At 66.6% G+C, this 24,019-nt stretch carries 21 protein-coding genes; 11 read left to right on the top strand and 10 right to left on the bottom strand.

Annotated elements, in window-relative coordinates; all coding sequences use genetic code 11:
* Window positions 1–4: 4 nt before the first annotated feature.
* Complete coding sequence (locus D7Y11_RS14920) at window positions 5–1,405, bottom strand: TolC family protein (protein ID WP_126934042.1); 1,401 nt, start codon at window positions 1,403–1,405, stop codon at window positions 5–7.
* A 208-nt stretch (window positions 1,406–1,613) separates the two neighbouring features.
* Here D7Y11_RS14920 and D7Y11_RS14915 point away from each other — a divergent pair, with 208 nt between their 5' ends.
* Genes D7Y11_RS14915 through D7Y11_RS14885 form a run of 7 tightly spaced genes read left to right on the top strand, consistent with a single transcriptional unit; the run spans window position 1,614 to window position 9,209 of the window.
* Complete coding sequence (locus D7Y11_RS14915; protein WP_126934041.1) at window positions 1,614–3,473, top strand: putative metal-binding motif-containing protein; 1,860 nt, start codon at window positions 1,614–1,616, stop codon at window positions 3,471–3,473.
* A gap of 21 nt (window positions 3,474–3,494) precedes the next feature.
* Window positions 3,495–4,193: an ABC transporter ATP-binding protein gene (locus D7Y11_RS14910; protein WP_126934040.1), complete on the top strand. Its 699-nt coding sequence runs from the start codon at window positions 3,495–3,497 to the stop codon at window positions 4,191–4,193.
* Between the two features lie 19 nt (window positions 4,194–4,212).
* The gene (locus D7Y11_RS14905) at window positions 4,213–4,992 is read left to right on the top strand and encodes an ABC transporter permease (protein ID WP_233607295.1); all 780 of its coding nucleotides are present in this window, start codon (window positions 4,213–4,215) and stop codon (window positions 4,990–4,992) included.
* A complete protein-coding gene (locus tag D7Y11_RS14900) occupies window positions 4,989–5,735 on the top strand; it encodes an ABC transporter permease (protein WP_126934039.1) in 747 nt (248 codons plus the stop codon). The genes D7Y11_RS14905 and D7Y11_RS14900 overlap by 4 nt, the downstream gene beginning before the upstream one ends.
* Window positions 5,732–6,475, top strand: coding sequence for an ATP-binding cassette domain-containing protein (locus D7Y11_RS14895; RefSeq protein ID WP_126934038.1), 744 nt, complete (start codon window positions 5,732–5,734; stop codon window positions 6,473–6,475). The genes D7Y11_RS14900 and D7Y11_RS14895 overlap by 4 nt, the downstream gene beginning before the upstream one ends.
* Window positions 6,468–7,478, top strand: a complete 1,011-nt coding sequence (locus D7Y11_RS14890) for an MlaD family protein (protein WP_126934037.1) — start codon at window positions 6,468–6,470, stop codon at window positions 7,476–7,478. The genes D7Y11_RS14895 and D7Y11_RS14890 overlap by 8 nt, the downstream gene beginning before the upstream one ends.
* 33 nt (window positions 7,479–7,511) lie before the next feature.
* Entirely contained in the window at window positions 7,512–9,209 is a 1,698-nt protein-coding gene (locus D7Y11_RS14885) for a P-loop NTPase fold protein (RefSeq protein ID WP_126934036.1), read from the top strand.
* Window positions 9,210–9,316: 107 nt separating this feature from the next.
* On the opposite strand, the gene D7Y11_RS14880 is transcribed toward D7Y11_RS14885, so the two are convergent.
* From D7Y11_RS14880 to D7Y11_RS14860, 5 genes are all read right to left on the bottom strand, one after another.
* Window positions 9,317–9,661 carry a DUF2019 domain-containing protein gene (locus D7Y11_RS14880; protein ID WP_126934035.1) on the bottom strand — a complete coding sequence of 115 codons (345 nt, stop codon included), beginning with the start codon at window positions 9,659–9,661 and terminating at the stop codon, window positions 9,317–9,319.
* Between the two features lie 2 nt (window positions 9,662–9,663).
* Complete coding sequence (locus D7Y11_RS14875) at window positions 9,664–10,998, bottom strand: hypothetical protein (RefSeq protein ID WP_306770437.1); 1,335 nt, start codon at window positions 10,996–10,998, stop codon at window positions 9,664–9,666.
* A 108-nt stretch (window positions 10,999–11,106) separates the two neighbouring features.
* The gene (locus D7Y11_RS14870) at window positions 11,107–16,008 is read right to left on the bottom strand and encodes a hypothetical protein (protein WP_126934033.1); all 4,902 of its coding nucleotides are present in this window, start codon (window positions 16,006–16,008) and stop codon (window positions 11,107–11,109) included.
* A 123-nt stretch (window positions 16,009–16,131) separates the two neighbouring features.
* Window positions 16,132–16,671: a hypothetical protein gene (locus D7Y11_RS14865; RefSeq protein ID WP_120580187.1), complete on the bottom strand. Its 540-nt coding sequence runs from the start codon at window positions 16,669–16,671 to the stop codon at window positions 16,132–16,134.
* 108 nt (window positions 16,672–16,779) lie between these two features.
* Window positions 16,780–17,211: a hypothetical protein gene (locus tag D7Y11_RS14860; RefSeq protein ID WP_126934032.1), complete on the bottom strand. Its 432-nt coding sequence runs from the start codon at window positions 17,209–17,211 to the stop codon at window positions 16,780–16,782.
* A gap of 620 nt (window positions 17,212–17,831) precedes the next feature.
* Here D7Y11_RS14860 and D7Y11_RS14855 point away from each other — a divergent pair.
* Both D7Y11_RS14855 and D7Y11_RS14850 read left to right on the top strand, forming a co-directional pair.
* The gene (locus D7Y11_RS14855; protein ID WP_120580189.1) at window positions 17,832–18,341 is read left to right on the top strand and encodes a DUF2267 domain-containing protein; all 510 of its coding nucleotides are present in this window, start codon (window positions 17,832–17,834) and stop codon (window positions 18,339–18,341) included.
* A 73-nt stretch (window positions 18,342–18,414) separates the two neighbouring features.
* Entirely contained in the window at window positions 18,415–19,332 is a 918-nt protein-coding gene (locus D7Y11_RS14850; RefSeq protein ID WP_126934031.1) for a LysR family transcriptional regulator, read from the top strand.
* 1 nt (window position 19,333) lies between these two features.
* Here D7Y11_RS14850 and D7Y11_RS14845 read toward each other — a convergent pair whose 3' ends face one another.
* Window positions 19,334–19,915, bottom strand: coding sequence for an NADPH-dependent F420 reductase (locus D7Y11_RS14845; protein ID WP_126934030.1), 582 nt, complete (start codon window positions 19,913–19,915; stop codon window positions 19,334–19,336).
* A 352-nt stretch (window positions 19,916–20,267) separates the two neighbouring features.
* Here D7Y11_RS14845 and D7Y11_RS14840 point away from each other — a divergent pair, with 352 nt between their 5' ends.
* Window positions 20,268–21,287, top strand: a complete 1,020-nt coding sequence (locus D7Y11_RS14840) for a hypothetical protein (protein WP_126934029.1) — start codon at window positions 20,268–20,270, stop codon at window positions 21,285–21,287.
* Between the two features lie 7 nt (window positions 21,288–21,294).
* Here the strand turns inward: D7Y11_RS14840 and D7Y11_RS14835 are convergent, their stop codons facing one another.
* The 3 genes from D7Y11_RS14835 to D7Y11_RS14825 all read right to left on the bottom strand — a co-directional run bounded on the left by D7Y11_RS14835 (window position 21,295) and on the right by D7Y11_RS14825 (window position 23,232).
* Window positions 21,295–21,702, bottom strand: coding sequence for a PaaI family thioesterase (locus D7Y11_RS14835; RefSeq protein WP_120594833.1), 408 nt, complete (start codon window positions 21,700–21,702; stop codon window positions 21,295–21,297).
* A 154-nt stretch (window positions 21,703–21,856) separates the two neighbouring features.
* Window positions 21,857–22,036 (bottom strand): hypothetical protein, encoded by a 180-nt coding sequence (locus tag D7Y11_RS43290; RefSeq protein ID WP_158641946.1) that lies wholly within the window; start codon window positions 22,034–22,036, stop codon window positions 21,857–21,859.
* Window positions 22,037–22,116: 80 nt separating this feature from the next.
* The gene (locus tag D7Y11_RS14825; protein WP_121753223.1) at window positions 22,117–23,232 is read right to left on the bottom strand and encodes a Gfo/Idh/MocA family protein; all 1,116 of its coding nucleotides are present in this window, start codon (window positions 23,230–23,232) and stop codon (window positions 22,117–22,119) included.
* Between the two features lie 149 nt (window positions 23,233–23,381).
* Here D7Y11_RS14825 and D7Y11_RS14820 point away from each other — a divergent pair.
* The coding region (locus D7Y11_RS14820; protein ID WP_158641945.1) for a sporulation protein at window positions 23,382–24,019 on the top strand (638 nt) is incomplete at its 3' end.

Below are 24,019 nucleotides of genomic sequence, written 5' to 3'. Positions count from 1 at the left end.
GCCTTCACGGTTCCTTCCCCAGCGGATTCAGTCCGACAGCGGCCCGCAGGCCCAACAACGCCACGCCCAGCCCATAGCGGTTCTGGGCGAGCGCCACCTCCGCCTCGAAGAGGCTGAGCGACGCGTCCGCCAGGGTGAGCGCGGTGGACAGGCCCTGGCGGTAGAGGATGCCTGTTTCCGCGGCGTTCTTGCGCGCCGCCTTCGCCGCCTGCTCGCTCTGCGCGAGCGCGGCTCGCGCCGTCTCCAGATTCACCCGAGCCTGCTCGATGTCCACCGGCACGCGGCGCGTCGCGGCCTGGGTGTTCAGCTCCGCGACGTTGGCGTTGGCCACGCGCTCGTCGCGGTCCGCGTAGCGGGCGCCGCCGTCGAAGAGCGTCCAGGTGAGGTCCAGGGCGAGGAAGCCATCACCGACGTTGCCGTTGAGGCCCGCCTCGTTGGTGAGGCGGTACTGGGCGCTCGCGCCCAGGGACGGCAGCAGGCGAGCCAGGGGCTCCTTCGCGTTCTCCCGCAGCGAGCGCACGCGCAGGCGCGCGGAGAGGATGTCCGGCCGCCGGTCCGTGGCCCCCTCCGTGAGCAGCTCCAGGGACGGCGTGGGCTGGATGGCGTCCGCGAGCAGCGGCTCCGGCGGCGCGAGCTCCCCCTGCACGGGCTCCACGAGCAGGTAGCCCAGCTCCAGGCGGCTCGTCTCCGCGGTGCCCAGGGCGGCGGCGAGGTTCGAATGAGCGGTGGCCAGCTCCAGCTCCGCGCGGGTGACGTCGTTGGTGCTGGCGAGCCCGGAGCTGGCGCGGGCCTGTGCGTCCGCCAGGCTCTGCTTCGCGTAGGCCAGGCGCTGCTCGGCTGCCTGGTACACCTGCTGGTTGGCCAGGGTGACGAGGAAGGCGTTGGCGGCGCTGAAGGACACCTGGCGGCGCGTCTCCACGGCGTCCAGCTTGAAGGCCTCGCTCTCCAGCTTCGCGGCCTTGTAGAGCGGGAAGCCGCGCGCGTCGAAGAGGGCCATGCGGCCGGAGAAGACCGCGCCCAGGGCGTTGTACTTCTGGAGCACGACGGTCTGTCCACCGACCTCGCGCGTGGACTCACGCAGGCGCCGCGTGTAGGTGCCAGCGGCCGTGATGGTGGGCAGGAAGAAGGCGCGGGCGCGGGCGACGCGGGCCTGGGCGGCCTCGGCGGACTGCCCCGCGGCGAGCACGGCCTCGTTCTTCTGCGAGGCGAGCTCCACGGCGCGCTCCAGCGTCAGCGGCGCGGCATCGCCGGACGGCATCGGCGGCTTGGGGAAGGCGCTGGCGGGAGCCTCGGTGGCGGGCGCCGGAGACGGGGCCGGAGGCGTCTGGGCGAAGGCGTCCGGGGCCAGCGCGCAGAGGCAGGCACCCAGTGGCGCGGCGAAGAGGGCACGGCGGACGGTAGGCATAAGGCGTGCGGTGGAACGGGCCAATGTTGAAAGGTCAGCGGCCCCTATACACGGAAGCCGTCATCTGGGGGGTGATGAGCGGTGCGTGTCTGGACGATGCCTCGCGCAGCGGACTAAGGGTCGGGGAAGAAGGCTCTCGGGTTGAATTGCCGACGGGTGGCGACATCGCCCTACTCCGGGTGTGGGCGCGCCCCAGAATGCGTGTCCCATGCGTTTATTCCTGGTCGCTGTGCTCGCGAGCACCCTCGCGGGGTGCTCCAAGGGCGATGAGCTCAAGTCCGCCGCCCTGAAGGTGCAGGTTCATTACGAAGGATTTCGGCCGGGGTGCGTGACGCTGACCGTCACGGATCAGGCGGAGGTGTCCCAGCACGTCACGAAGGACGTGAACGTGTCCGCCGGTGCGCCTCCGGGCACGCTGTCCGTGGCGGTGTTCCGGCAGGCAGGCTGGAGCAACGACGTGAAGCTCCTGGCCCAGGCACACGAGCAGTCCTGCGAAGGCGCCCGGGTGGCGATCGCGGAGGCCACCGCGAGCCTCGCGAAGGACGGCATCACACCGGTGGAGCTGCTGCTGGCGGCCACGGATGGCGACGGCGACGGCTACGTCGTTTCGTCCGAAGGCGGCACGGACTGCAACGACCGCGACGAGACCGTGGGCGGTCCCAAGCCCTGGTACGCGGACGATGATGGCGATGGTTACGGCAACGGGCTCCTGCCGCCCCGCGTGGTGGCATGCGAGGGGCCCGCGCTGACCGCGTCCCGCACCGGAGACTGCAACGACCGCGACCCGAGCGTCCACCCGGGGCAGGCGGAGTTCCGCTGCGACGGCAAGGACGACAACTGCGATGACGTGAAGGACGAGTCGTTCGACGTGGGCGGGAATTGCTTCAACGCCTCCCAGTGCCCGGGTGCGAACGTCTGCGGCAATGATGGTCGCGTCGTCTGCAACAGCACCGTCACGCCCACGGCCTGGTACGTGGACGAGGACGGCGACGGAAAGGCTGGCGCGGTCGAGGGCCAGACGTGCGGAACGGTCCCTTCGGGCAAGCCCACGGTGTCCACGGACTGTGACGAGAGCACCGTCTACGTGGCGAACGGGCTTCCGGAGGTCTGCGACCGGCTGGACAACAACTGCGTGGGTGGCGTGGACGAGGGCAGCACCTGCGCCACGCTCACCTGGCGTGAGAACCTGCTCGTCGGCGGGGATGTCGTATGGAACGCCATTGCGCTCCATGGGACCCAGGGAGCCTGGTTCGCGGGAAATGACCTGCTCAACTATGCCACTGCCTCGCCCGCAGGCTTGAAGTCCTTCAGGTGTACTGGGGACTGGAAGGCGGCATGGACCAGCAGCACCGGGCGGGTGTACTTGGCGGGCGCGAATGGACAGCTCACCACCCGCGCGCCGACAGATCCGCAAGGCACCGACTGCGCGGTCGTGGTCGCGAACGGGAACACCAGCACCCTCTATGGGATTGTCGGGCTGGAGCAGCCGGCAGGCAGCGAGCCCGTCCTCTACGCCGTGGCAAGCAACGGTAGCATCGTGCGTTGGCGCAGCCCGGATGCTCCGACGGTCGTGACCCAGGTCCCGGCCAACCTGCGAGCCATTGATGGCGTGGGAACACCGGACACACTCATGGCAGCGGGCTTTGTCACCGTCGGAAGCCAGTCGACGATCCGGGTCTTCCGCTCCAATGCGGATGGAAGCGCCTGGCAGGAAGAGCCGTTCAGCCCTCCCATCGAAGGCTCCCTTCGCGCGGTGGATGTCGTGAACAGCCGTCTTGCCTTCGTGGCGGGAGACAATGGGCAGGTACTCCAGAACTACCGAGGCATGTGGAGCGCCTTGCCACAGGCCAGCTCCCTGGGGACGCGACTCAATGTCCTGGACGTCCAGGGCCTCGCGCAGGGCAAGGTTTATGTGGCTGCTGGACAGGGAGGCGTCTATTTCTACGGTGGAATCACCTGGGACGCCGTTCACCCCGGGCTGAACGCGCTCAGGTCCCTGGACTCGACCTCACCCACGAACATCGGAGTCGCGGGTGACCATGGAACCGTCGTCTACTGGCGGCCCTGAGGAGAAACCGCCCCCTTCACCATGGACCTGCGCGCCGAAGCCCTGACCCTCCGCTACGGCACCCGCACCGTGCTGGAGCCCACGGATTGCCACGTCCCGCCCGGCACGCAGGCGCTGGTGCTGGGGCGTTCGGGGTCGGGCAAGACGACGATCCTGAAGGCCTTCGCGGGCCTCCTGCGCCCCTCTTCCGGACGGGTGACGTGGGACGGACAGGACGTCTCCAGGCTCTCGGCGCCGGAGCGGCGCGCGCAGCAGGCGTCGTTTGGCTTCGTGTTCCAGACGGACGCGCTCTTCGACTCGCTGACGGTGCGGCAGAACGTGATGCAGCCATTGCTCCGCCGTCGCGTGCCCGAAGACGAGGCTCGCGAGCGGACGGACGCGGTGCTGCGCTCGGTGGGACTGGCGGACGCGGCGGACACGCTGCCGGAGCGGTTGTCCGGCGGCATGAAGAAGCGCGCGGGGCTCGCGAGGGCGATCGCGGCGAGGCCGGCGGTGCTGCTGGCGGATGATCCGTTCGCGGGCCTGGATCCCGGCACGGCGCGTCAGGTCGCGAGGGTGCTCCTGGAGGTCGCTGGCCAGGGAACGCTGTTGGTGGCGGCGCCGGAAGCGCCGGTGGATCTGCCCCTGCCCCGCTGGTTGTACCTGCGAAGCGGCAGACTGGTGCACGATGGGGCCCCGGCGCCGCAGCTCGAAAGCGCGCCGGACGAGGCCCTCGCATGACTCCGCGGTCCCAGCACCCGTGAGCACCACCGCCCTGGCCTGGCTGGGACGCTCGGCGATGCGGGCGGTGGGCGGCGTGGGAGCGCTGGCCCTGGTCGCGGGCCGCACGGCCTGGGGTCTGCGCAGGCTGGAGCGGCGCGAGCTCGCGCGAGGGCTGGTGCAGTTCGGCTACGGGTCGCTGCCGCTTGCATTGGCGACGGCGGCGCTGGCGGGCGTCATCGTGGTGGTGCAGGCCTCGCTCTACATCCAGCGCTTCGGGGCGAGGGCCTTCCTGGGATGGGCCGCGGGCTACGGCGTGCTGTGGGAGTTCGGCCCGCTGCTGCTGGGGCTGATCATGTCGGCGCGGATCGGCGCGAGGAACGCGGCGGAGCTGGCCACGCTGAAGGTGGGCGGACAGATTGAAGGCCTGCGAGGCATTGGCCTGGATCCGTTCGCGCTGCTGGTGGCGCCCCGGGTGGTGGCCATGGAGCTGAGCATGCTGGGGCTGAGCACGTTCACGTTCCTGGTGTCCATCCTCTGCGAGGCGGTGGCGGCGAAGCTCACGTTGGACCTGCCGGTGCGGGTGTTCTTCGGGACGTTCGCGCAGATGCTGAGCCCGTCCGACATCCTCGGGGGCGTGGTGAAGACGGGAGCGTTCGGGCTGGCCATCTCGCTGGTGTCCACGGCGGTGGGGCTCCGGGCGAAGGGAGGAGCCCGCGCCGTGGGAGAGGCCGCGGCGAGCGCGGTGGTGCTGGGCTGCGCGGCCATCTTCCTGTTGGACTTCCTGCTGACGTCGCTGCTGTCGAAGGTGCTCGCATGAAGCGCGTGCTGCTCTTCTTCGGGGCGCCGGGGGTGATGCTGGCGCGCACGGTGCGGGCGGGCGCGCGGGAGGGAATCCCGTGGCGTGAAACCCTGGCGCAGGTGCACGAGCTGGGCGGGCGCAGCGTGTTGTTGGTGATGTCCGGCATGGCCTTCTTCGGCGCGGTGCTGGTGATGATCGCCAACGCTCAGGCGAAGAAGCTGATCGGCAACGTGGCGGTGTTGGGCCCGGCCTACTTCGAGATGCTGGTGCGCGAGTTGGGCCCCGCGGTGTCGGCGCTGCTGACGGCATCACGAGCAGGCGCCAGCCACTCCGCGGAGCTGGCCACGATGAGCGTGAATGAACAGGTGGAGGCGCTGGAGATGTCCGCGGGGGATCCCTACGCGGACCTCGTGGCGCCCCGGGTGGTGGCGGGGTTGGTCGGAGTACCGCTCCTGAGCGTGCTGGGGACGATCGCGGCGACGGCGTCGGCGGTGCTGGTGGCGAGCGTGGCGTTGAACATCGACGGCCGGGCATTCATGGACGCGAGGTACGTGGATGGGTGGGACGTGCTGGTCGGAGGGCTGAAGGTCGTGGCCTGCGGGCTGTACATCCCGCTCGCGGCGGCGGTGGCGGGGTTGAACGCCCGAGGCGGCGCGGAGGCGGTGGGCGAGGCCACGACGGACGGCGTGGTGGCAGCCAGTCTGGGATGTCTGTTGATTGACCTGACGGTGTCGCTTGCGTTCCAGTTCGTGCGCCTGTGAGTGACACCGGTCCGGACACGCTGCTCTTTGATGACGTGGCGATCGCCTTCGAGCAGGGCCGCCGCGTCCTGGACGGCCTGAGCGCGCAGGTCTCCACGAGGGAGCTGACGTTCATCGCGGGAGCGAGCGGCTCCGGCAAGAGCGTGCTGTGCCGGCTGGCGGTGGGCCTGCTGAAGCCCGAAGCCGGCAAGGTGACGCTGTTCGGGGAGCGGGTGGACACGCAGCCGGAGAGGACTCTGGTGCCCCTGCGCCGCAGGGCTCCGTACTTGGTGCAGGGCCCCGCGCTGCTGGACTGGAGGACGCTGAGGGAGAACGTGCGCCTCGCGGATCCGCGCGCCCCGGAGGAAGCCGTGGAGACGGCGCTGGAGAAGGTGGGCCTGAAGGAATGGGCAGACCGGCTGCCGCCGGAGCTGGGGCCCGGGGCGAAGAAGCGGGCAGCCATCGCGAGGGCACTGGTGCTCAAGCCGCGCTACCTGTTGTTGGACGAGCCGACGACGGGGTTGGACCGGAGGGCGGCGATGCAGGTGGAGGCGGTGTTGGCGTCGTTGAAGGAGCAGGGCCTTGGTGCGTTGGTGGTGTCGCACGACTACCGGCAGTTGAGAGGCATCGCGGACCGGGTGCTGGTGGTGGCGAAGGGGCGCAGCGCGTACCTGGGCAGCCCGGAGGGCTTCCTGGAGTCCCCTGCCCCGGAGCTGCGAACGCTGACAGCGCCGTTCATGGAGGGCGCGACGGATGGATGAGCAACGGCTGGAGTTGAAGGTCGGGGCGCTGGTGCTCGCGGCGCTGGTGGGAGTGCTGGTGTTGCTCTGGTTGATGGGAGAGCTGACGCTGGGCCGCGGCGCCAAACTGGAGGTGGACTTCGCGCACACGGGCAACGTGGTGCAGGGAGCCCCGGTGAAGCTGGGAGGCGTCCAGGTGGGCAAGGTGGACACCATCCATCTCCTGGCGGACCGAAGGGACGCGAAGGGCCTCCCCCTCCCCGTCCGCATGGACCTGTCCGTGGAGCCGGCGGCGAGGGGCGCCCTGCGCAAGGACGCCAGGGTGACGGTGGGCACGGTGGGCCTGCTGGGTGAGCCCTATCTAGAGTTGAACCCGGGCAACGCGGACGCGCCGCTGCCGGAAAAAGAAGCGCTCCGGGGCGTGGATGCGCCGCGCCTGGACCTGCTGTCGGAGCAGCTGTCCAAGTTCGTGACGCTGTTGTCGGACATGCTGGAGAAGGACCCGGAGGCCGTGACCGGCCTGGCCGCCAACGTGTCACGATTGGCGAGGACGTTGGACGAGGTCCTGACGGAGAACAAAGGCGACGTGAAGGTCCTGGCCACGGAGCTGTCGGCGGCGTCGAAGGACCTGAGGCAGCTGGCCCAATTGGCCAAGGAGTCCATGCAGCCCGGAGGCAAGGGAGCGCGCCTCCTGGACGACGCCTCCGCGGTGGCGGCCTTGATGAGAAAGGATCTCCCCGGACTGACGAAGTCCGCCGGAACGACCCTGGACGGCCTGGCGGCAGTGACAGGTCCCCTAACGCCCGAGGACGGCCAGCAGGTGAAGCTAGCCCTCCAGCGATTCACGGCGGCAGCGGGCCAGTTGGAGCAGATCGCCACCAAGGCGGACCGGATCCTCGGACAGCTCGACTCCGGCCAGGGAACCGGTGGCGCACTGCTCAAGGACCCGGCCCTCTACGACGAGCTGAAGACCCTGGTCACGGACCTGCGCAAGCACCCGTGGAAGATACTTTGGAAAGACTAACGCACACCAAACACCACCAACACAAGGCAATCAATGAGCTTTGAAAAAACAAAATCCGCCCTCATCTCAGCTCTTGCCCTGCGGGACACTCCTGTAATTGCGCTCCATGGCCCGTGGGGCTCTGGGAAAACCCATCTTTGGATGGGCGTTTCAGCCAGCCTCGAAAACGAGGGCAAAGCAACACCGCTTTACGTTTCATGCATGGCCTACGGCTCAAGCGCAGCTCTCAAATCGGCCATCATCACCATCCTCCTATCTCGTTCATCAAGCCTTGCGAAGCACGGCGAGAAAATATTCAACCTCGCTGTTCGACTAGTAAACACAAAGTTACCCGAGGAGCTTCAATTCAGCACAAGCCTGTCAGACATCCAGGCACTTTTGCCCACCATAAGGAATTTCCTACCCACCAACACACTGCTCGTTCTCGACGACATTGAGCGCGCTGTAGAGATAGACATCAGAGAACTGCTCGGATTTGTTGGCTTTCTTACAAATCAACTTCAGATTCGGGTAATGCTTATTCTAAACAAATCAAAGCTCGGCGAAAAACAAGAAGCATGGGAACAACTCAGGGAAAAGATTATCAGCATCGAAATCAGCCTTGAGCCCACACCCGCAGACTGCGTGTCCATTGGAATCGGCGAACTACCCAAGGCGCACCTGAATGTTTTTTCAGATCGAGCACACCGATTAGGAGTCACAAACATCCGCGCGCTGCAGCACATGCGAAGAACCTATGACGCGCTCAAAACTACTCAGCCGCTTAATGACGAACATTGGACGCAACTCATCCCTAGCATCGTCCTCCTCACCGCAATTCACTTAAACGCAATTGAGAACGGGCCAACAATCGAACAAGCAATAACGCCCTTCTTTATCTTTGGGAAAAAGAAACCCACAGAGCAGGAGGAGAACGCCAGCAAAATGCTTGGCGACTACAATCTCGGCACGCCTGATATTTTTGAAACCAAGATTCTGGTCCCATACCTTCGTACTGGGCATCTTGACGGCCAAGCCTTCGCGGCTTATGCGACCGAGATTCACCGGCGCAACCGCAGTCAAGCCGCCGGAGCCAAAGTAAAGGAGTTTGCCCTTAGATACAAATGGGACGGCGGTTCCTCAGTCGATGACTTGCTGACCTTATTCGAAAGCCTCCGCCAGTTCCTTGACGTTCTCAACGAAAGCTACATCAGCCAGCTCGCAGACATTGTCGTCCAGCTTGGAGCCCCAGAACGTGCCGACTCATTTGTGAAATCTTGGGTGGAGCACAACATGGCGTCAATTTCGACAATGCCCATGGACGAATACTTCTTCGATTCATATTCGTTGGATTTCCACAAGATCCACCCATTCATTCAGGCTGCTTATCAGAAGCGCTACGATGCACTTCATTCGCCTTTGTCCCTCAAACACGCCATTGAGTATCTTGCGGCGCACAACTCATGGGCCAATCGTCACTCCACTCCGATCGTAAACTCAACTCAATCGGAAATAGATGAGCTAGTTTGCGGACCTGACTTCGAACTACGTGAGCGCGCTTTTCGCTTCTTTGCTCCTTATGTGCGAGGAGGTGTGCATGGGGGTTCTTTCCATCCCGCAGCTGAGCGGTTTATTGAGGCTTGTCGCAAGGTCACAACCAATGAGCCTGCATCTCGACTCGCAAGCATCATTCAAAGAGAGTTTCAGGAGCTTGGTGCAGCTGGAAAACTAAACAAGCCCATCACCCAATAAATCGCAGACTGCGATTTACAGTCGCACTGTTTCACTCCTCGATGAATGGCCCGTCAAACCCCAAACGGGCTGTCATCGGCCCAATGAGTCTCAGGGTTATCCTATCCCTACCCGGGATCCAGCCCCCAGGTTCCTTCTGCCCAGCGCTTCAACGCCTCAGAGGCGGCGAAAGAAACGAGGTCCTGCCCTTGAGCAGCCTCGTTGAGGACAGCCGTGGCTTCATCCGTTCGATGGCGGAGAAGGAAGGCCGCAGCCTTGACCCGGACGTCCATGCGCGGATGGATGAACAGGGCCGCGAGCGCATCCCGACCCGCGTTCCCGTGCGCACACAACTTGTCGAAAGTCTCGTTCACCTTCTTGGCGTGCTTGTTCGCGGTCTTCGCATCGCCCTGCCGGACTGCATCGTTCTGGGCCGCCACATGCAGGGCGAACGCCTCCACGAGCTTTTCCATCTTCACTTCCAGACTCCCCAGATTCGCTTCTGGATCTTCTCGATGGCCTGCAGACCGAAATCGCGCTGAGCCTCGAAAGACTGCGTGCTCAACCACTGTCTCACCGTCAAGGTCCGCGAACCGGTGATTTCTTGCTGGATCGATGAATAGAACCCGCTCAGCCGTTTATGCAGCCCTTGATCCAGCTGAATGACGTTCTCGGTGTTGTGAACAGCCTCCGGCCCGAATCGATTCACGTTGCCCGGTGTTTGCTCGACGATGTGGTGCCACTGCTTTCCGTCTTCCGCCGGGCCAAGGGCACGTTTGAGGCCGCTGAACGAACCCCAGGACCGGGGACCGCTGGGTGTGCTGTTCGAGCTGGCTCCATTCCGGGCCACCATCGCAACCGCTGTCGCTGGAAGTGAGACGACGATGGTGTCGCCTGCGATGGCCACCGCGCTCACCTGCCCTACCTGAGCCAATTCGATTCCGACTCGGGTTGCGCCCACCACCGCTGCCTCGGGGTAGCCGGGCATTCTCGAAAGCCGTGACGCCAGTGACGCCGCGCCGCCGGTCATCCCCTGACTCACCACGACCGTCACCGCGAGGATGAAAACGCGCGCAACCTCCGGCCCGACACGATTCGCGAAGTGCTGCCCAGCCTGCTCCAGCTCTCCGGCGGAGGTCGCCTTCTCCGTTGCTCGCTTCAGTTCCCGACTTGCCTCCAGCACCGTCAGGAAGGTCTCTACGCCCAAGTAGATCAGGAGGATTGCGGAAATAACCGCGGCTGACTTGGTGAAGACAGGCTCTGGATTGGCCGCGAGCACCGCCCAGGTGATAAGTCCTGTCGCGATGACGGTGTAGAAGAGCTGCGGTGCCAAGGTGTCTTCCACTGCCTTGGCGATGCTCGACTTCAGCGGGCCCACCGAAAGGCCCAGCGCGACGCCCAGCCTATCCGCCTCGCTCAAGGCTGAAACGTTGGCGAAGAGCGAGAGGCAATCCTCGCTCTCCTGGTTCGCGCGACAGATTCCTCCGAAGCTCTTGCGCATCAGGCTTCGCCAGCTTGCGTCAGGCGTGCTTCCCGGATAGGCGGCTCGAACCAACCAGGGTTGCCGCTCTGTGCGAAGCGAAAGCGGGAACTCAAGGACCCAAGCGGAGAGCGCCTCTTCGAATGCGTCCGCATCCACTACCACCGGCCGCATGGAGGCGCGCGGCACGTAATCAATGGTTCGCCCCTGCCCCAGGTCAAGGCGGAGCCCAGGTCGATTCGCGCACGCGCCGAGCAGCGAAAGAACAAGGACGGATACCACCAGCCGGTTCGTCATGAATGCCTTCGCCTTCGGGAAGAGCCCCGCCACCAGGTGATTGCCTCCGCTCCACAGTCTTGGAGTTGCTCCAGAGGGACAGCTGGAGCAGATCGCCACCAAGACGGACCGGATCCTCGGGCAGCCGGACTCCGGCGTCCCCTACCGCCGACCCTGGTCGGAATCGAGGTACTCCCACGGGAAGGCGTCGGCCGGCGTGGCCGACCGCAGGTAGCTCATGGGATGGGTCGGATTGTATTTGTAGGTCTTCTCCATGTCGCGCTCGAACGCGAACATCTGGTGGGCCGTGTACAGGTTGTGCTGGCGGTTCAATGCGTGGATCCGGGTGTTCTGGGGCGCGACGACACGGGCGGGCAGCGACAGCAGCCGGGTCCCCTCGTCAGCATAGGACGGCTTGATCCTCACCGTGACCGGCGGGTCCATATTGGCAAGCAACTGCTCCATCTCATCGTTCACCGCTTCGTACGTCGCATGGGTGCTCGAGGCGATCTGCCGGTGGTCCTGATGGCTGACCATATCGGCGATGTAGCAGTCGCGAAGATCATTGAGCGTCCAGTTACCGCTCCGGGCGTGGAGAATCGTCTGGCGGTTGCTGAGCCCATGCAGCGCCCACTCATGGGAGATGACCAAGAGGATGCCGCCCGGGTGCGTGGTGGCCTGTCCCCTCATCGCGATATGGACGCGGATCCGCACGTCGCGAGACAGGTCGAACCCGGCGAGGTCCCGGGTGAGCAGGTGAAGCGGAATCCAGGATCCGCCCGGCGTCGTCGTGTCGGCAGGGTCCCGCACCTCGATGATGCACTGACCATCGATGCCGCGCTTGGCGGTCGGAGTGACGTCGATGATCAACGGGACGTAGTCGGCGGCGCCTCGGTTGGCAAAGGGCTCGATGACGGACTGACGGAAGACGCTGGAGCTTTCGAGGATCTGCGTCAGTCGCGGGTAGGCCGCCGTGATCTGCGAGTAGCCCTCGATGAACGGCCACTCCGTCGGGGGCTGCTGCTCCTGCTCCTGCTCGTCCGGGTCCGTCGGGGTGGAGGTCGCGGAGCTGGCGCCTCGGGTGCCCGAGCGGTTGCGAACCGCGACCTTGGACGGCTGCACGTCCACCTCCATTCCAGGCGAACCACGGACCGCGTCAATGGTCTCCCTCAGATCCAACTGATCCAGCGGCGACGCCTTCGAGCTCGACGCCTGGGAATCGCCGCCGAGCTGCGCGTTCAGCAACCGCTCCTTCCACTCCTGGTTCTTCGCCGGGGATCTGGCGGCAGGGAAGGCCTTGTCGATCTGCTCGTTCAGGACGGCGGAGTTGCGGCTGCTCTGGGCTGACAGCGCGAGCTTCGTGGCCATCTCCCCGAAGGCCCGCGCGGTCTCCTGGTTGGAGGTCATCGCCGACAGGGCGTTCTTCTGGTTCTGGTCCAGGCCCGTCAGGTTGGCGAACGGGCTCACCTGGGTGAGCGCGTTCAGCAGCGAGCCCACCCCCGTGGGATCCGGCGCGGCCGGTGCGTTCTGGATGTTGACGATGGGCTGCGGGAGCGCGGTGGGCGTGGTGCTCTGCGGCGTCTGGTAGCGGCTGTCCGTGCTCACCGGGTTGATGGCGGTGGGCTCGTCCGAGGGCGACTGCTCCCATCTCCAGAAGCGCGTGTCATCGATGCGCTCGCACGCGTTGCAGGCGCCGCGCACGGCCTCCGCGAAGACTCCGGGCGTGGGCACGCTCAGGCGGAAGACCGCGCCCTGCCCTCCTTCGCGCTCGGCCTCCGTCTGGTAGTGCTCCAGCAGTGAGGCATGGGCCATGGCCCCACTGCCGCTCTGGTCCGGGGTGCCCATCTCGTAGGTGGGGTCCAGGTTGAGGCCACGGGCCACCGGGAACACGAGCGAGTTGCCCGCGACCCCCAGCAGCCGGTTCTCCACCAGCGAGGCCAGGGAGCGGCCCAGCACCCCGCGTTGCGCATAGATGGAGTTGAACTCGTCCTGCGCCAGATGGATGCGGTCCAGCATCATGTACCGGCGGTGCGGCGTGATGCCGTGGCACCAGATGGCGTGGTGGTAGTACTCCAGGTTCTCCTGGTTGAGGTGATCCCGGAGCTGCTGGGCCAGCCGCTGGTCCTCCTGCCAGGGGTTGCGCTGCTCCTCGGGCTTCATGGGCGTGGGCAGGTAGATCTGATCCGCGAAGCCGATGTCGTTGCGGATGGCCTGGTTGTTCACCAGCGTCCCGCTGAAGTGGGGCGTGCGGTAGCGCAGCGTGCCCCGGTCGACGACGGCGAAGCTGCCCGACAGACTCAGGCTGGGAGAGTTCAGCCGCAGTCCGACAATCTGGCTGCGCTTGAGGTCCGCGGGGGTGCCGGTGAAGGGCTGCTGGGCCACCCCTGCCTTGAGCGCCTTGATGTCCGTGGTCCGCGTGGAGCGCACGGAGACGGTCAACAGCCGGCCCGGGGCGTAGTCGGTGAGCAGGGTGCAGTCCAGCCGCAGGTCCTTCACCGTCGTTCCGTCCGCGAGGATGGCCTCGAAGCGAAGCTGCTCGACGAAGTTGCGGGCGAGCGCGGGGGCGTGCTGCGTCTGGAAGGTGCGCTCGCGCTCCTCGATGGCGAGCTTGACGAACAGGTTGCTGATGCCCCGGATGTCCAGCCCCAGGAAGACATGGCTCAGGGTGGCCCAGGCGGCGGCGTCAATCGACCCATCCGCTTGATCCGCCGGCCTGCTCAGCGTCAGGCGGAGCTGGAGCTCACCCGAGAACTCCTCGATGGACTCCTCACTGTAGGGCAGGAAGGTCACCGCGCCGGAGGACTCCACGCGGCGGGGGAAGTCCGTGCCCTGGTAGTTCCGCGCAATGCGATCCAGCGCGTCGAAGCCCCGGCGCAGCTCCTGCCCCCGGGTCGTCTCCAGGGAGTAGAGCAGGTGCTCGGACAGGCACTCCCGCCAGCGGAGGATCTTCGCGTCCGTGAAGAGGCTCATCATCAAGGGGACGAAGAGGCACTCCTGGACGTCCACCACCTGCTGCTCGATGACGAAGTGCCGGAGGATCTCGAAGTACTGGATGGTCAACGCGTGGCAGTGGTTGTGGTTGGCCACCACTTCGGTCTGCACGGAGAGCGATTCGCCCTGCTTCGCGCTGGTGACGACGGTGGAGCGCTGGCTGCGCACGGAGGACGTCGCCTGCATGGTGGCGTCACGCAGCCGGTTGTGGAGGCTGGACGTCATGTCGCGGGTGTTGTCCTGCCACGCGGAGGACGTCCCTGAACCGCCGGAGATGCTGAAGCCGGTGGACAACCCCACGGCCACGCCGTTCTTGCTGCCGCTGCCAGCGCCCCCCAGGCCGAAGGAGAAGCCGCGCGTCTTGGCCGAGCTGCCACCCCGCATGGACTCCTGGACGGTCCCACTGAGGATTTCGTCGATGTCGCGGTCTCTCGACAGGTTGTGGGTCAGGCCCTCTTCGGCCACCGTGGCCTCATCGCGCGAGGCCCCGTCCTCCCGGTTCCAGTCATAGATGACGAGCTGCTTCTTCTGCCCGGGGGCCAGCGGCAGGGAGTAGAGCAGGTCCCCCATCGAATAGCCGTCCGCCTTGAAGGTCTGCTTGAAGTGGAGCACGTGGCCGTGCGCCAGCGACACGGCTTGATACAACTCATAGTCGGTGGCGTCGTCGTCCCAGCGCAGGGGGTTCTTGCTCCCCAGCGTCTGCCGCAAGGTGCGGTGGAGATGACGGGCGTAGCCAGCCGGGTCGGAGGTGTCGCCATTCCACTCCCAGGCGGGGGCTTCGCGGATGGGGACGAGCTGGCCGCGCGGGTCCGTGGTGCGGACGATGGCGTAGTGGCTGAACTCCTCCAGCGACCGGTTGGGGACCGTGAAGTTGACGCAGGAGCCGCCGATATCCTGCGAGTAGCTGGACTCGTTGGCGACGAGCTCCTCCGTGCCCGGCAGGCGCGGGGTCGGGTCATTGCAGGCGCAGTCGTCTTCACCGCTGGCGGCCTCGGTCGTGCTCCCTGTCGCGACGACCAGCAGCGTGAACGCGGGGAAGGTCCCATCCGCGTTGAGCACGATGGGGAGCTCCTCGTCGGGACGGGAGGAGACCACCGCGTGGGCCCCGAGGAACGGCTCGTTGGGGACCACCACGGAGAAGTTGCCGCTGCTGTGCGTGGTGACCGCGGCGAGGGACACCTTGAGCGGGGGGCTCGTCCCGTCACCTCGCAGTGCCTGGAAGAGGATCTGCTGCCGCGTCAGCGCCCTGCCCGTGGGGTCCACCAGGCGCCCCTTGAGGACACGGGTGGTGGGCGCGCTGGAGCTCGGCACGAGGACGTTGGGCGAGAACGGCTCCACCTGCACCTTCACCACCGCCATCTTCGCGGCCTGGCTCACGGTGAGGTGCGTCGGAGAGACGAGCCGGGTGGGCAGGCCGTTGGGGGTGCGCACCACGAAGGTGAGAGGGCTGCTGGAGATGCGGCCGGTGATGGCGAGCGTCAACTGGAAGGCGCCCGTGGGCCCGAGCAGGAACTCCTGGTGGATGGGGGTGACGTCGCTGTCTCCAGCGATGGTGTCCGGACAGGAGATCTCCAGGGTGTACCCCGAGACGGAGCCGGCGGAGCTCTCCACCGCGCCCAGGACGGAGATGAACTCCACCTCCTCCAGTTTCGGCGCTGTCGCGGTAGGTGTGAGGGGCGACAGAGGGGCCTTCTGCTCAAGCCGGGAAGCGGTCGCGGCCTCCATCGTCGTGACCGACGTGCGCGGGGCCACCTTCACCGCGGGAGCGAGCGCCGGCAGCTGGAGGATGACCCGCCGGTCCGCCGCGGCGGGCTTGCTCTCCGCGACCAGCACCGCGTTCAGCGCGGCCTTGTCGGCGAAGGTGTGCTCCACGACGGAAACCCCCGAGCGGAGGACATAGAGCGAAAGGGGAAAGGGAAGCGCGGAGGCGGTGATCTTCTGGAAGAAGAACCCACCCTGCGGGCTCGTGAGCTCAGCGGTGAAGAGGGGCGTGTTGGGCGACTGGCCCAGCAGCACCGTGCATGCTTCCAGGCTGCCAGGCTCCGAGGTTTCTATCTGTCCGTAGAGTTTCATGGGTCTCGTGAATTATTTCCGACGAGACCGTAAGAAACACGACATTTGTACTCATAATACATTTCTCAGGAAATGAGACATGTCTCAAGCGGGCGCGTCCTGGGGCATTCACATCCGTACACGTCAAAGCTCGGTCGGCACCGGCACTTCGTCCGCGGGCGCCGAAGCAGGCGCCGGAGCCTGAACAGGCACCGAAGCAGGGACCTCATCCTGGGTCACGGGCGAGTTCAGGATCCACGAATAGCTATAGCCCGCCTTACGCAGCCGGTACGTCGCGCGCTTCCCGCAGCCCACGACGCCCGTGGTGACGCGGTCCAGCTTGGAAGCCTGGAGCTCCGCCTTCCCGCAGCTCAGGTCGAACTCGGCGCGGAGCCTCACGTCCGGAATCCAGGAGCACTGCCCCATGATACAGCGCAGTTCGTAGACGCCCTCGGTGTTGCAGCCGATCATCCGGTACTGGTTCTCACCCAGGTACTGCGGCGTCAGCTCTTCCTGGCACTTGAGATCCTTGGCGGCGATCTTCTCCAGGTTCGCATAGCGCTTGGAATTGATGGATGGCCCCATCTGGGAGAAGTCCACCTTGGAGTTGCTCCGGCGGCCCCCACAGCCTGCAACCAGGAACGCCACGCCCACGCCCACAACCGACAGTCGAATCAGGTTCATGGGCGCTCATCTACTCCAGGGCCTCACGCGCTTTCCAGCCCTCCCCCGCAAAGACAAGGAGCCGCCCCGCCGCACAGGCAGGACGGCTCCCAGGTCAACGCCCGCGCATCACTGCATCGACAGGGCCCAGGTGTAGCTGCCGCTCGATCCCAGCCCGACCAGCGTCGTCTTGCACGTGGCGGTGGTGCTGCCCTTGGACGTGGCGCTCCCCGCGGGCGTCCAGTAGCCGGACGTCCCCAGGATCGGATTGGGCGGGGTCCAGATGCTGCTCATGTTGAAGCGACAGGTCTTGCTGCCGCTCGTGTACTCGATGTAGACGGCGGAGTTGGTGCCACAGTCCGTCTGGTACACCCCGGACGTCGAGTTGGCCGCCACCGAGGTCAGGGCCGGGATGACCGCGGCACAGCCGTTGAAGTAGGAATTGGTGATCGCGCTGGCCGTGATCTTGTTCTGCACCGTGAACGTCAGCGTCGCCGCGTGCGCGGAACCCATGCCCAGCGCCGACACCGCGAACGCAGCCACCACCGTCAAGCTTTTCATGGACAGCCCCCAAGGAAGGGGAATCGCTTCCCCAGAATCAGATAGACGATTCCCGGGAGCCTTGTCCAGACAACCAACGCCTGAAATCCATGCAATGGATTGCGAGGAAAATTCTCGCCAGACTCGCTTCCCTTCCTGAGTCAGGCCTGAATCGCATACCGCCCATCGTGGTCGCGTCCGACTCATGAACCTCCATTCAATGACAGACATCCGCCGTGCTGCGTCAGGGCTGGGGCGCCTCCGCACTCCCGGGCAGCAGATCCGACAGCAGCATCTGCTCCTCGCTTGGCGAGAGGTCGTAGTGGCGGGCTGCCTCCGTGATGATCTGGATCATGGGAGTGTCCGGTTCCTCGGCCCTCCGCGCCGCGATCCTGCGGGCTGCGCCTCGAAGGGCCTCTCCCCTGGGTTGAAGTCTTTCACGCATGACGGCACCTCACTGGAGAGATTCGGATGCGCTTGCACCAATGCAAGGGCGATGACGGGTGGTGGGAGCAAGCGCTTCCCGTCAGCCCCCGCCCACGGGAAGCGGGCGGCTCGCAGGGTGGCGCGTGCCTTCCTCTGGATTCGCGAGCGCTCCAGCTTTGGGGTCGGACCCCACTCCGAGGAACGAGGAATCAGACATGGCAGCGCAAGACATCCCCGGCACCGGGCAGCAGGCAGGGAGCCCCACGCACCGCAGCACGGACATCCCGCTCGATGAGCGCCGCCGCATGCGCCACGAGTCCCGCACGTCGCAGACCTACAAGGCCTTCCTCAAGTACCTGCGCGACGTAGGCCAGTTCCAGGACGAGCAGGCTGCCCAGCAAGCCGCCTTCTCCGTGCTGTGCGTGCTGGAGCAGCGCCTCTTCGGCGAGGAGGACAACGACATGGAGGCCCAGCTGCCCCACAAGCTGCGCGAGCTCCTGGTGCGGTGCGACCGCCACGAAGCCGGGCCGCCGCCTCATAAGTTCGGCCGGGCGGAAATGCTGGCGATGGTCTCCACGGACCTGGGCGTGGAGGCCGAGAACGCAGAACCCATCGTCCGCGCGGTCTTCAGCGCCATCCAGGCGCAGATCTCCGAGGGGGAAAGCGACGACATCGCTGGCGAGCTGCCGACGGACCTCCGCGAACTGTGGGCGCGCCCCACCTGAGGCCGGGGGGGCTCGCCTGCATGGGCGCAATCCATTGACGCCTGGTCATGAATGGCTGTGAGCTGGCGGCAACATGAACTCCATCTCGGAGATCGAAGTCTTCATCAAGGCCGTCGACCTGGGCGGCTTCACTCGGGCCGCCGAGAACCTGGGGCTGACGCCTTCGGGCGTGAGCCGGATCATCTCGCGACTCGAAGGCCGGCTGGGTGTCCGGCTCCTGAACAGGACCACCCGCAGCCTCAGCCTCACGGATGAAGGGGCCGTGTACCACGAGCACTGCACTCGCATGCTCGCGGAGCTCGAAGCGGTCAACGCCACCCTGGCGCGGACGAGCGTCACGCCGCGAGGCCGCCTGCGCGTCGATGTCCCCATCCCGCTCGCGGACTACGTCGTCGGGCCCGCGTTGCCCCGGTTCCTGGAACGCTACCCGGACGTGTCCATCGACCTCACGGTCCGCGACCGGATCATCGACCCCACCGCCGAGGGCGTCGACGTGGTCCTCCGCCTCGCGCCGACGCGTGACTCCGACCTGGTCTCACGGAAGCTCGCCCGCGCGCGCTCCATCCTGGTCGCATCCCCTGCCTATCTCACCGCGCATGGCAGGCCCCGGACGCTCGCCTCGCTGCGGGAACACACCTGCATCGCGTACCTGTCGAACACAGGCCCCCTTCCGTGGCGGCTGAAGGGGCCTGGGGGCGAGGTCACCTTCGCCGCCCGGGGCAGGTTCATGGCCGGCTCTGGCAACGTGCTCACGCACGCCGCGCTGGGCGGGCTCGGCATCATCCAGACCTACGAGTACCACGTCGCCGAACACCTCTCCCGGGGCGAGCTCGAGCTCATCCTCGAAGACCTGGAGCCCGAGCCACGCACCGTCTTCGCCCTCTTCGAACGGCACAAGTCCGCCGTGCCCAAGGTGCGCGTGTTCCTGGACTTCGTGGCGGAGCTCTTCGCCTCCAGGGCCCCGCTGGCCACGGGACGCAAGCGCCGCTGACTCAGCGCACCAGCCGGAACCCGATGTCCAGCCCCAGCTTCTGCACGTAGCCGAGCAGGATGTTGAGGTAACCCAGCGACTCCAGCCACCGGGAGTTGCGCAGCGGTCCCGCGTCCACCGGGTCGAAGCCCAGGTCCTTCCCCAGACCCAGGACGCGCTCCCTGCCAGCGGCGTCATCCGAAGCGACCAGCAGGCTGAGCTTCTCGCCCTTCACCTGTCCCTGGTCCATGTGCTGCGCGAAGACCGTGTTGAAGGCCTTCACCACGCGCGCCTGGGGCGCCTTCTTCTGCAGCTCCTCCGCGCCGCTCGTGGTGAAACCGAGCGCCAGCTGCATATCGGCGGTCAGCGCGTTCGTCACGTCCACCACGACCTTGCCGTTCACCGCGTCGCCCAGCGCGCGGAGCGTGTCGTCCAGCGCGCCGAAGGGCACCGCCAGGAACACCACGTCCGCCCACGCCGCCGTCTGACGCACGGCCGCCGGGTCCTTGCCCACCGCCCGCACCTCATGCCCGGCGCGAGCCAGGCCCCGCTGCAGTGCGCCGCCCACGTTCCCCTTGCCGATGATCCCGATCTTCGTCGCCATGGTCTTGCCGTCCTCGTGAAGGCCGGAGCGGTGCGCCCCGGAACGGTTGGCAATATGCGGAACGGGGCCCTCGCGAAAAACGCCTGGGTCGTCACGGCACCTGTGACGCGGCGTCATGAAACGCGGGATGGGCCTCCTGGTGACACGAGTCACCAGCACTGATGATCCGCCTCACCAGTTTCGAGCCGCCCAGACACCTCTCGAAACATGCGCTTCAGAGGGAAGATGGCCCCGCCGGAGGTCTGGCACGCGCCGTGCTCTAGGGATTGGTCATCACGGACCGGACGCAGCACTCCGGTCCCTCTTCCAAATCCCTGACTCTCCCCTCCTTCGCCGCCCCCCGAGGTCTCCCATGCGCGTCTCCAACCGCCCCGCGTCCACGCCCGCCTCGAACTCCCCCGCCGTTGCTGGCCCGTCCGCGGCCACCGAGAAGAAGCCCGGCTTCATCGACAAGAACCAGCCGGAGACGAAGTTCAGCAAGGAGTGGGGCCAGGACATCTTCATGGACTCGCGCAAGGGCGATAAGGCCCAGGCCAGCGCGGACAAGAAGGACGGGCGCCAGGTCACGCAGGGCAACACGGGCCCCGGCCAGGTGGCGGGCAACGAGAGCGGCAAGTACGTGTCGTGGCAGAAGGACGCGGCGGAGTTCAAGACCGGCACGGGCTTCTCTAAGGACGGCACCGGCGCGCAGATCGAGGCGAGCGCCGCCGAGGTCCAGGGCGATGCGTCCTACCGCGTGATGCCGTGGGAGATCGGCGGCCGCGCGGGCGCCGAGGCCAACATCGCCAGCCTCCGCGGTGACGCGGGCTTCGGCAAGGACCTGAAGGACATCGGGCTCGACAAGGTGGAGGGCAAGGTCTACGGCGGCGTGCACGGCGAGGCGCTGGTGGGCGCCAACGCGGACGCGAAGGCCAAGATCGACCTGAACCCCAAGAACGGCGACATGGGCGCCGAGGTCGGCGCGGGCGCGCTGGTGGGCGCCGAGGCGAGCGCCACGGCTCGCGGTGAGTTCGGCCCCGTGCAGGGCTCCGTGACGGGCAGCGCCATCGCTGGCGTGGGCGCCGCGGTGGACGCGAAGGTGGCCTTCGAGGACGGCAAGCTCACCATCGGCGGCAAGGCCAAGGCGGCGCTCGGTGTGGGCGTCGGCGTCGGCACCTCGTACACCATCGACTTCAACAAGCTGAAGGGCACGGTCGACAACCTCACCAACGGCAAGGCCAGCGAGGCCGTCAAGAACGTCACGGACAAGGTTGGCGATACGGCGAAGAACGTCACGGACAAGGTCGGCGACACGGCCAAGAATGTCACCGACAAGGTCGCCGACAAGGCCAAGGACGTCGGCAAGGGCATCAAGGACCTGTTCAAGTTCTGATGCGCCTTCAGGCCGCGGAGACCACCGTGCCCTGTGCCAGGGCGCACAGCGTCTCCGCGCCATCCTTCACCGCGAAGACTTCACACTGACACACAGCCTGCCGCTTGCCGGCGGCCTTCGCGTGGGCCCGCGCGATGAGCAGCGAGCCCACGGCGGGCTTCAGGTAGTTGATCTTGTACTCGGAGGTCAGCGCGTTGCCGCCCAGCGCCAGGCCACCGGCGAACGTGATGGCGTTGTCCGCGAGGTAGCTGAGCACACCCCCATGGACGAAGCCGTGCTGCTGCTTCAGGTGGTCCACGATGGGGAGCCGCAGCTCCGCGGTCCCAGGCCCGGCGCTGGCGAGCTGCGCGCCGATGAACTGGCTGAAGGGCTGCGACGCGAACACCTGACGCGCGAACTCCTGAAGGTCTTCCACTGCGTGCTCCTGCGCTCGTGTTGAAAAGTCACGGGAGCATGACCCGCGAGGGGACCTTCACCAAGCCGAAAACCTGCCGCGCCCGTCAGCGGTCTATCAATGACACGCGGCGACTTGCCAATCCCTGCTCGCCGGGAATAGGACTGTCCTTGCCTTACAAACCAGACACGGGAGGACGCGTGAAGCCGTCGCGACTGAAGCGGGCAATTCCTGGCATCGCGTTGTTGATGGGACTCGCCGCGGGCACCGCCCTGGCGATGGTCCCCACCTCCACCGCGGAGGGCACGGAAGCAGGCGCGGCCCCCAGGGCGAGGATCTGTTCCTTGAGCTGCAAGGATTGCAACTCGCCCGATACCGCGTGCGGCCCTGGGGAAGGAGTCTGCGGGCCCTATCTCTGCCTGTAGCGGCGTCCCCCTATCCCTCCGCCGGAGCCGGCGCGTTCACCGGTTCCGGCGGCTCCACCGGCGGCTTGACGATGAGCTGCTCCAGCGTGGGCCGCTTCGGCTTTTCGAACGGGGCCAGCTTCACCGGCTTCCCCGTGCGCGCCGACTCCTGCAACGCGACGATGATGCGCACGTCCGCCAGGCCTTCAATGCCATTGGGCTCCGGATCCCGGTCCTCCAGGACGCACTTCGAGAAGTAGACGAGCTCCGGCGCGAACTGGTCGCTGTTCTTGAACGTCCGCGTCTCCGTCTCTCCGCCCACCGTGAGCTCGTGCTGGATGTCCGTGCCGTAGCCAAAGCCGTGCTTCACCAGCAGGTCCCCTTCCGTCCCCACCAACCGGTAGCTCGACACCGCCGAGGCCTCGTGGCTGATGGCGAACTGGGCCACCCGTCCGTTCGGGAACCGCATCAGCGCGAACGCGGATGCATCCACGCCGTGGAAGCGCCCATCCCTGCCTCCTCCCGTGAACGCGAACACCTCGCGCGGCTCGTCGCGGAAGAGGTAGCGCGCGGCGTTGATGGGGTACGGCCCTTCGTCCAGCAGCGCCCCGCCTCCCACGTCCACTCGTGTGCGGATGTCCCCTTCTCGCACCTGCTGCGTCAGCGTCCCCGTGAACACCAGCGGATTCCCCAGCCGCCCTGAGCGCATCAGCTCGATGGCGCGGAGGTTCGCCTCCTCGAAGTGCAGCCGGTACGCGACCATCAGCTTCACGTCGTTCTCGTTCGTGGCGCGGATCATCGCCTCGCAGTCCTCCACCGACGTCGCCATCGGCTTCTCGCAGAGGACGTGCACGCCAATGCGCGCCGCACGCTCCGTGAAGGCCCGGTGCAGGGTGTTGGGCAACACGAGGTAGACCGCGTCCGCCTTCGAGTCGCGCAACACCTGCTCGAAGTTCTCGTAGCCCCCCACGTGCTCCACGCCGTACTTCTCCTGGAGCGTGACCCGCTTCGCCTTGTCGGAGGAGATGATGGCCACCAGCTCGGAGTTCTCCTCCGCGTGCTGGAACGCCGGGAGGATGGCCACCTGCGCGAGGTTGCCCGCTCCCACCACCGCGTACCGCACCCGCCTGGATGTCTCCTGCGCCATGATGCACCTCTCCCGTGGTGAAGCCCTACGCTGGTGACGCGCCAGGCCACCCCGCAAGCCGCGCCCGTCCCTCCGGTGCAGGGGCCGCATGATGGGCAGGCGGACGGACAGGCTTTCGTGCGGCGTCCATCCGGCCTATGCCGTTCCCCATGCCCTTCATGAAGATGCTCGCCCGCCTCGGGATTGGCAGCGCGCGGGTGGACACCCGCCTGGAACACGACACCGTGCGCGCGGGCGGCGACCTGCGTGGACTCGTCCATGTCCAGGGCGGCCACACGCCCCAGCGCATCGACCGCATCGACCTGCACCTGATGGCGCAGTACCTCCAGCGCGACAACGACCGCCTCAGCGCGCTCAACGCCGTCGTGCGCACCTGGCGCGTCGCCAACCCCTTCACCCTCCAGCCCCGCGAGGAGCGTGAGATCCCCTTCTCCCTGCGCATCCCCGCCCACGCGCCCATCACCGAGCGCGGCACGCCCGTGTGGATCAAGACGGCGCTCGACATCGACAACGCCCTCAACCCCGAGGACAGCGACCGCGTCCACGTCCTGCCCCACCCGTCCCTCCAGGCCGTGATTGAGGCCGTGCGGCAGCTGGGCTTCCAGTGGCGCAACTCGTACTGTGAGGCTGGGTCCCCGTTGGGTCGCGACGAGCCCTTCGTGCAGGAACTGGAGTTCCACGCCGGCCCGGAGTGGAACGGCCCGCCTCGCTCGCTCGCTCTCCTGCCCTTCCCCCAGGAGGACGCGCTGGAGCTGGTCCTCGACCTGGACCGTGGCCCCCGGGGCCT

Origin of the sequence: Corallococcus sp. AB018 (genome assembly GCF_003986945.1) — a bacterium.
Classification (GTDB): Bacteria; Myxococcota; Myxococcia; order Myxococcales; family Myxococcaceae; genus Corallococcus; species Corallococcus exiguus.
The sequence above is the reverse complement of the archived record's forward strand: the minus strand, read 5'-3'. Positions and strand labels throughout refer to the sequence as shown.

Excerpts from the sequence above, each read along its gene's own strand:
- D7Y11_RS14890 (WP_126934037.1), top strand. The coding sequence starts at position 6,468 with ATGGATGAGCAACGGCTGGAGTTGAAGGTCGGGGCGCTGGTGCTCGCG.
- D7Y11_RS14910 (WP_126934040.1), top strand. The coding sequence starts at position 3,495 with ATGGACCTGCGCGCCGAAGCCCTGACCCTCCGCTACGGCACCCGCACC.
- D7Y11_RS14900 (WP_126934039.1), top strand. The coding sequence starts at position 4,989 with ATGAAGCGCGTGCTGCTCTTCTTCGGGGCGCCGGGGGTGATGCTGGCG.
- D7Y11_RS14855 (WP_120580189.1), top strand. The coding sequence starts at position 17,832 with ATGGCAGCGCAAGACATCCCCGGCACCGGGCAGCAGGCAGGGAGCCCC.
- D7Y11_RS14860 (WP_126934032.1), bottom strand. The coding sequence starts at position 17,211 with ATGAAAAGCTTGACGGTGGTGGCTGCGTTCGCGGTGTCGGCGCTGGGC.
- D7Y11_RS14825 (WP_121753223.1), bottom strand. The coding sequence starts at position 23,232 with ATGGCGCAGGAGACATCCAGGCGGGTGCGGTACGCGGTGGTGGGAGCG.
- D7Y11_RS14850 (WP_126934031.1), top strand. The coding sequence starts at position 18,415 with ATGAACTCCATCTCGGAGATCGAAGTCTTCATCAAGGCCGTCGACCTG.
- D7Y11_RS14870 (WP_126934033.1), bottom strand. The coding sequence starts at position 16,008 with ATGAAACTCTACGGACAGATAGAAACCTCGGAGCCTGGCAGCCTGGAA.
- D7Y11_RS14880 (WP_126934035.1), bottom strand. The coding sequence starts at position 9,661 with ATGGAAAAGCTCGTGGAGGCGTTCGCCCTGCATGTGGCGGCCCAGAAC.
- D7Y11_RS14840 (WP_126934029.1), top strand. The coding sequence starts at position 20,268 with ATGCGCGTCTCCAACCGCCCCGCGTCCACGCCCGCCTCGAACTCCCCC.
- D7Y11_RS14845 (WP_126934030.1), bottom strand. The coding sequence starts at position 19,915 with ATGGCGACGAAGATCGGGATCATCGGCAAGGGGAACGTGGGCGGCGCA.
- D7Y11_RS14885 (WP_126934036.1), top strand. The coding sequence starts at position 7,512 with ATGAGCTTTGAAAAAACAAAATCCGCCCTCATCTCAGCTCTTGCCCTG.
- D7Y11_RS14915 (WP_126934041.1), top strand. The coding sequence starts at position 1,614 with ATGCGTTTATTCCTGGTCGCTGTGCTCGCGAGCACCCTCGCGGGGTGC.
- D7Y11_RS14920 (WP_126934042.1), bottom strand. The coding sequence starts at position 1,405 with ATGCCTACCGTCCGCCGTGCCCTCTTCGCCGCGCCACTGGGTGCCTGC.
- D7Y11_RS14865 (WP_120580187.1), bottom strand. The coding sequence starts at position 16,671 with ATGAACCTGATTCGACTGTCGGTTGTGGGCGTGGGCGTGGCGTTCCTG.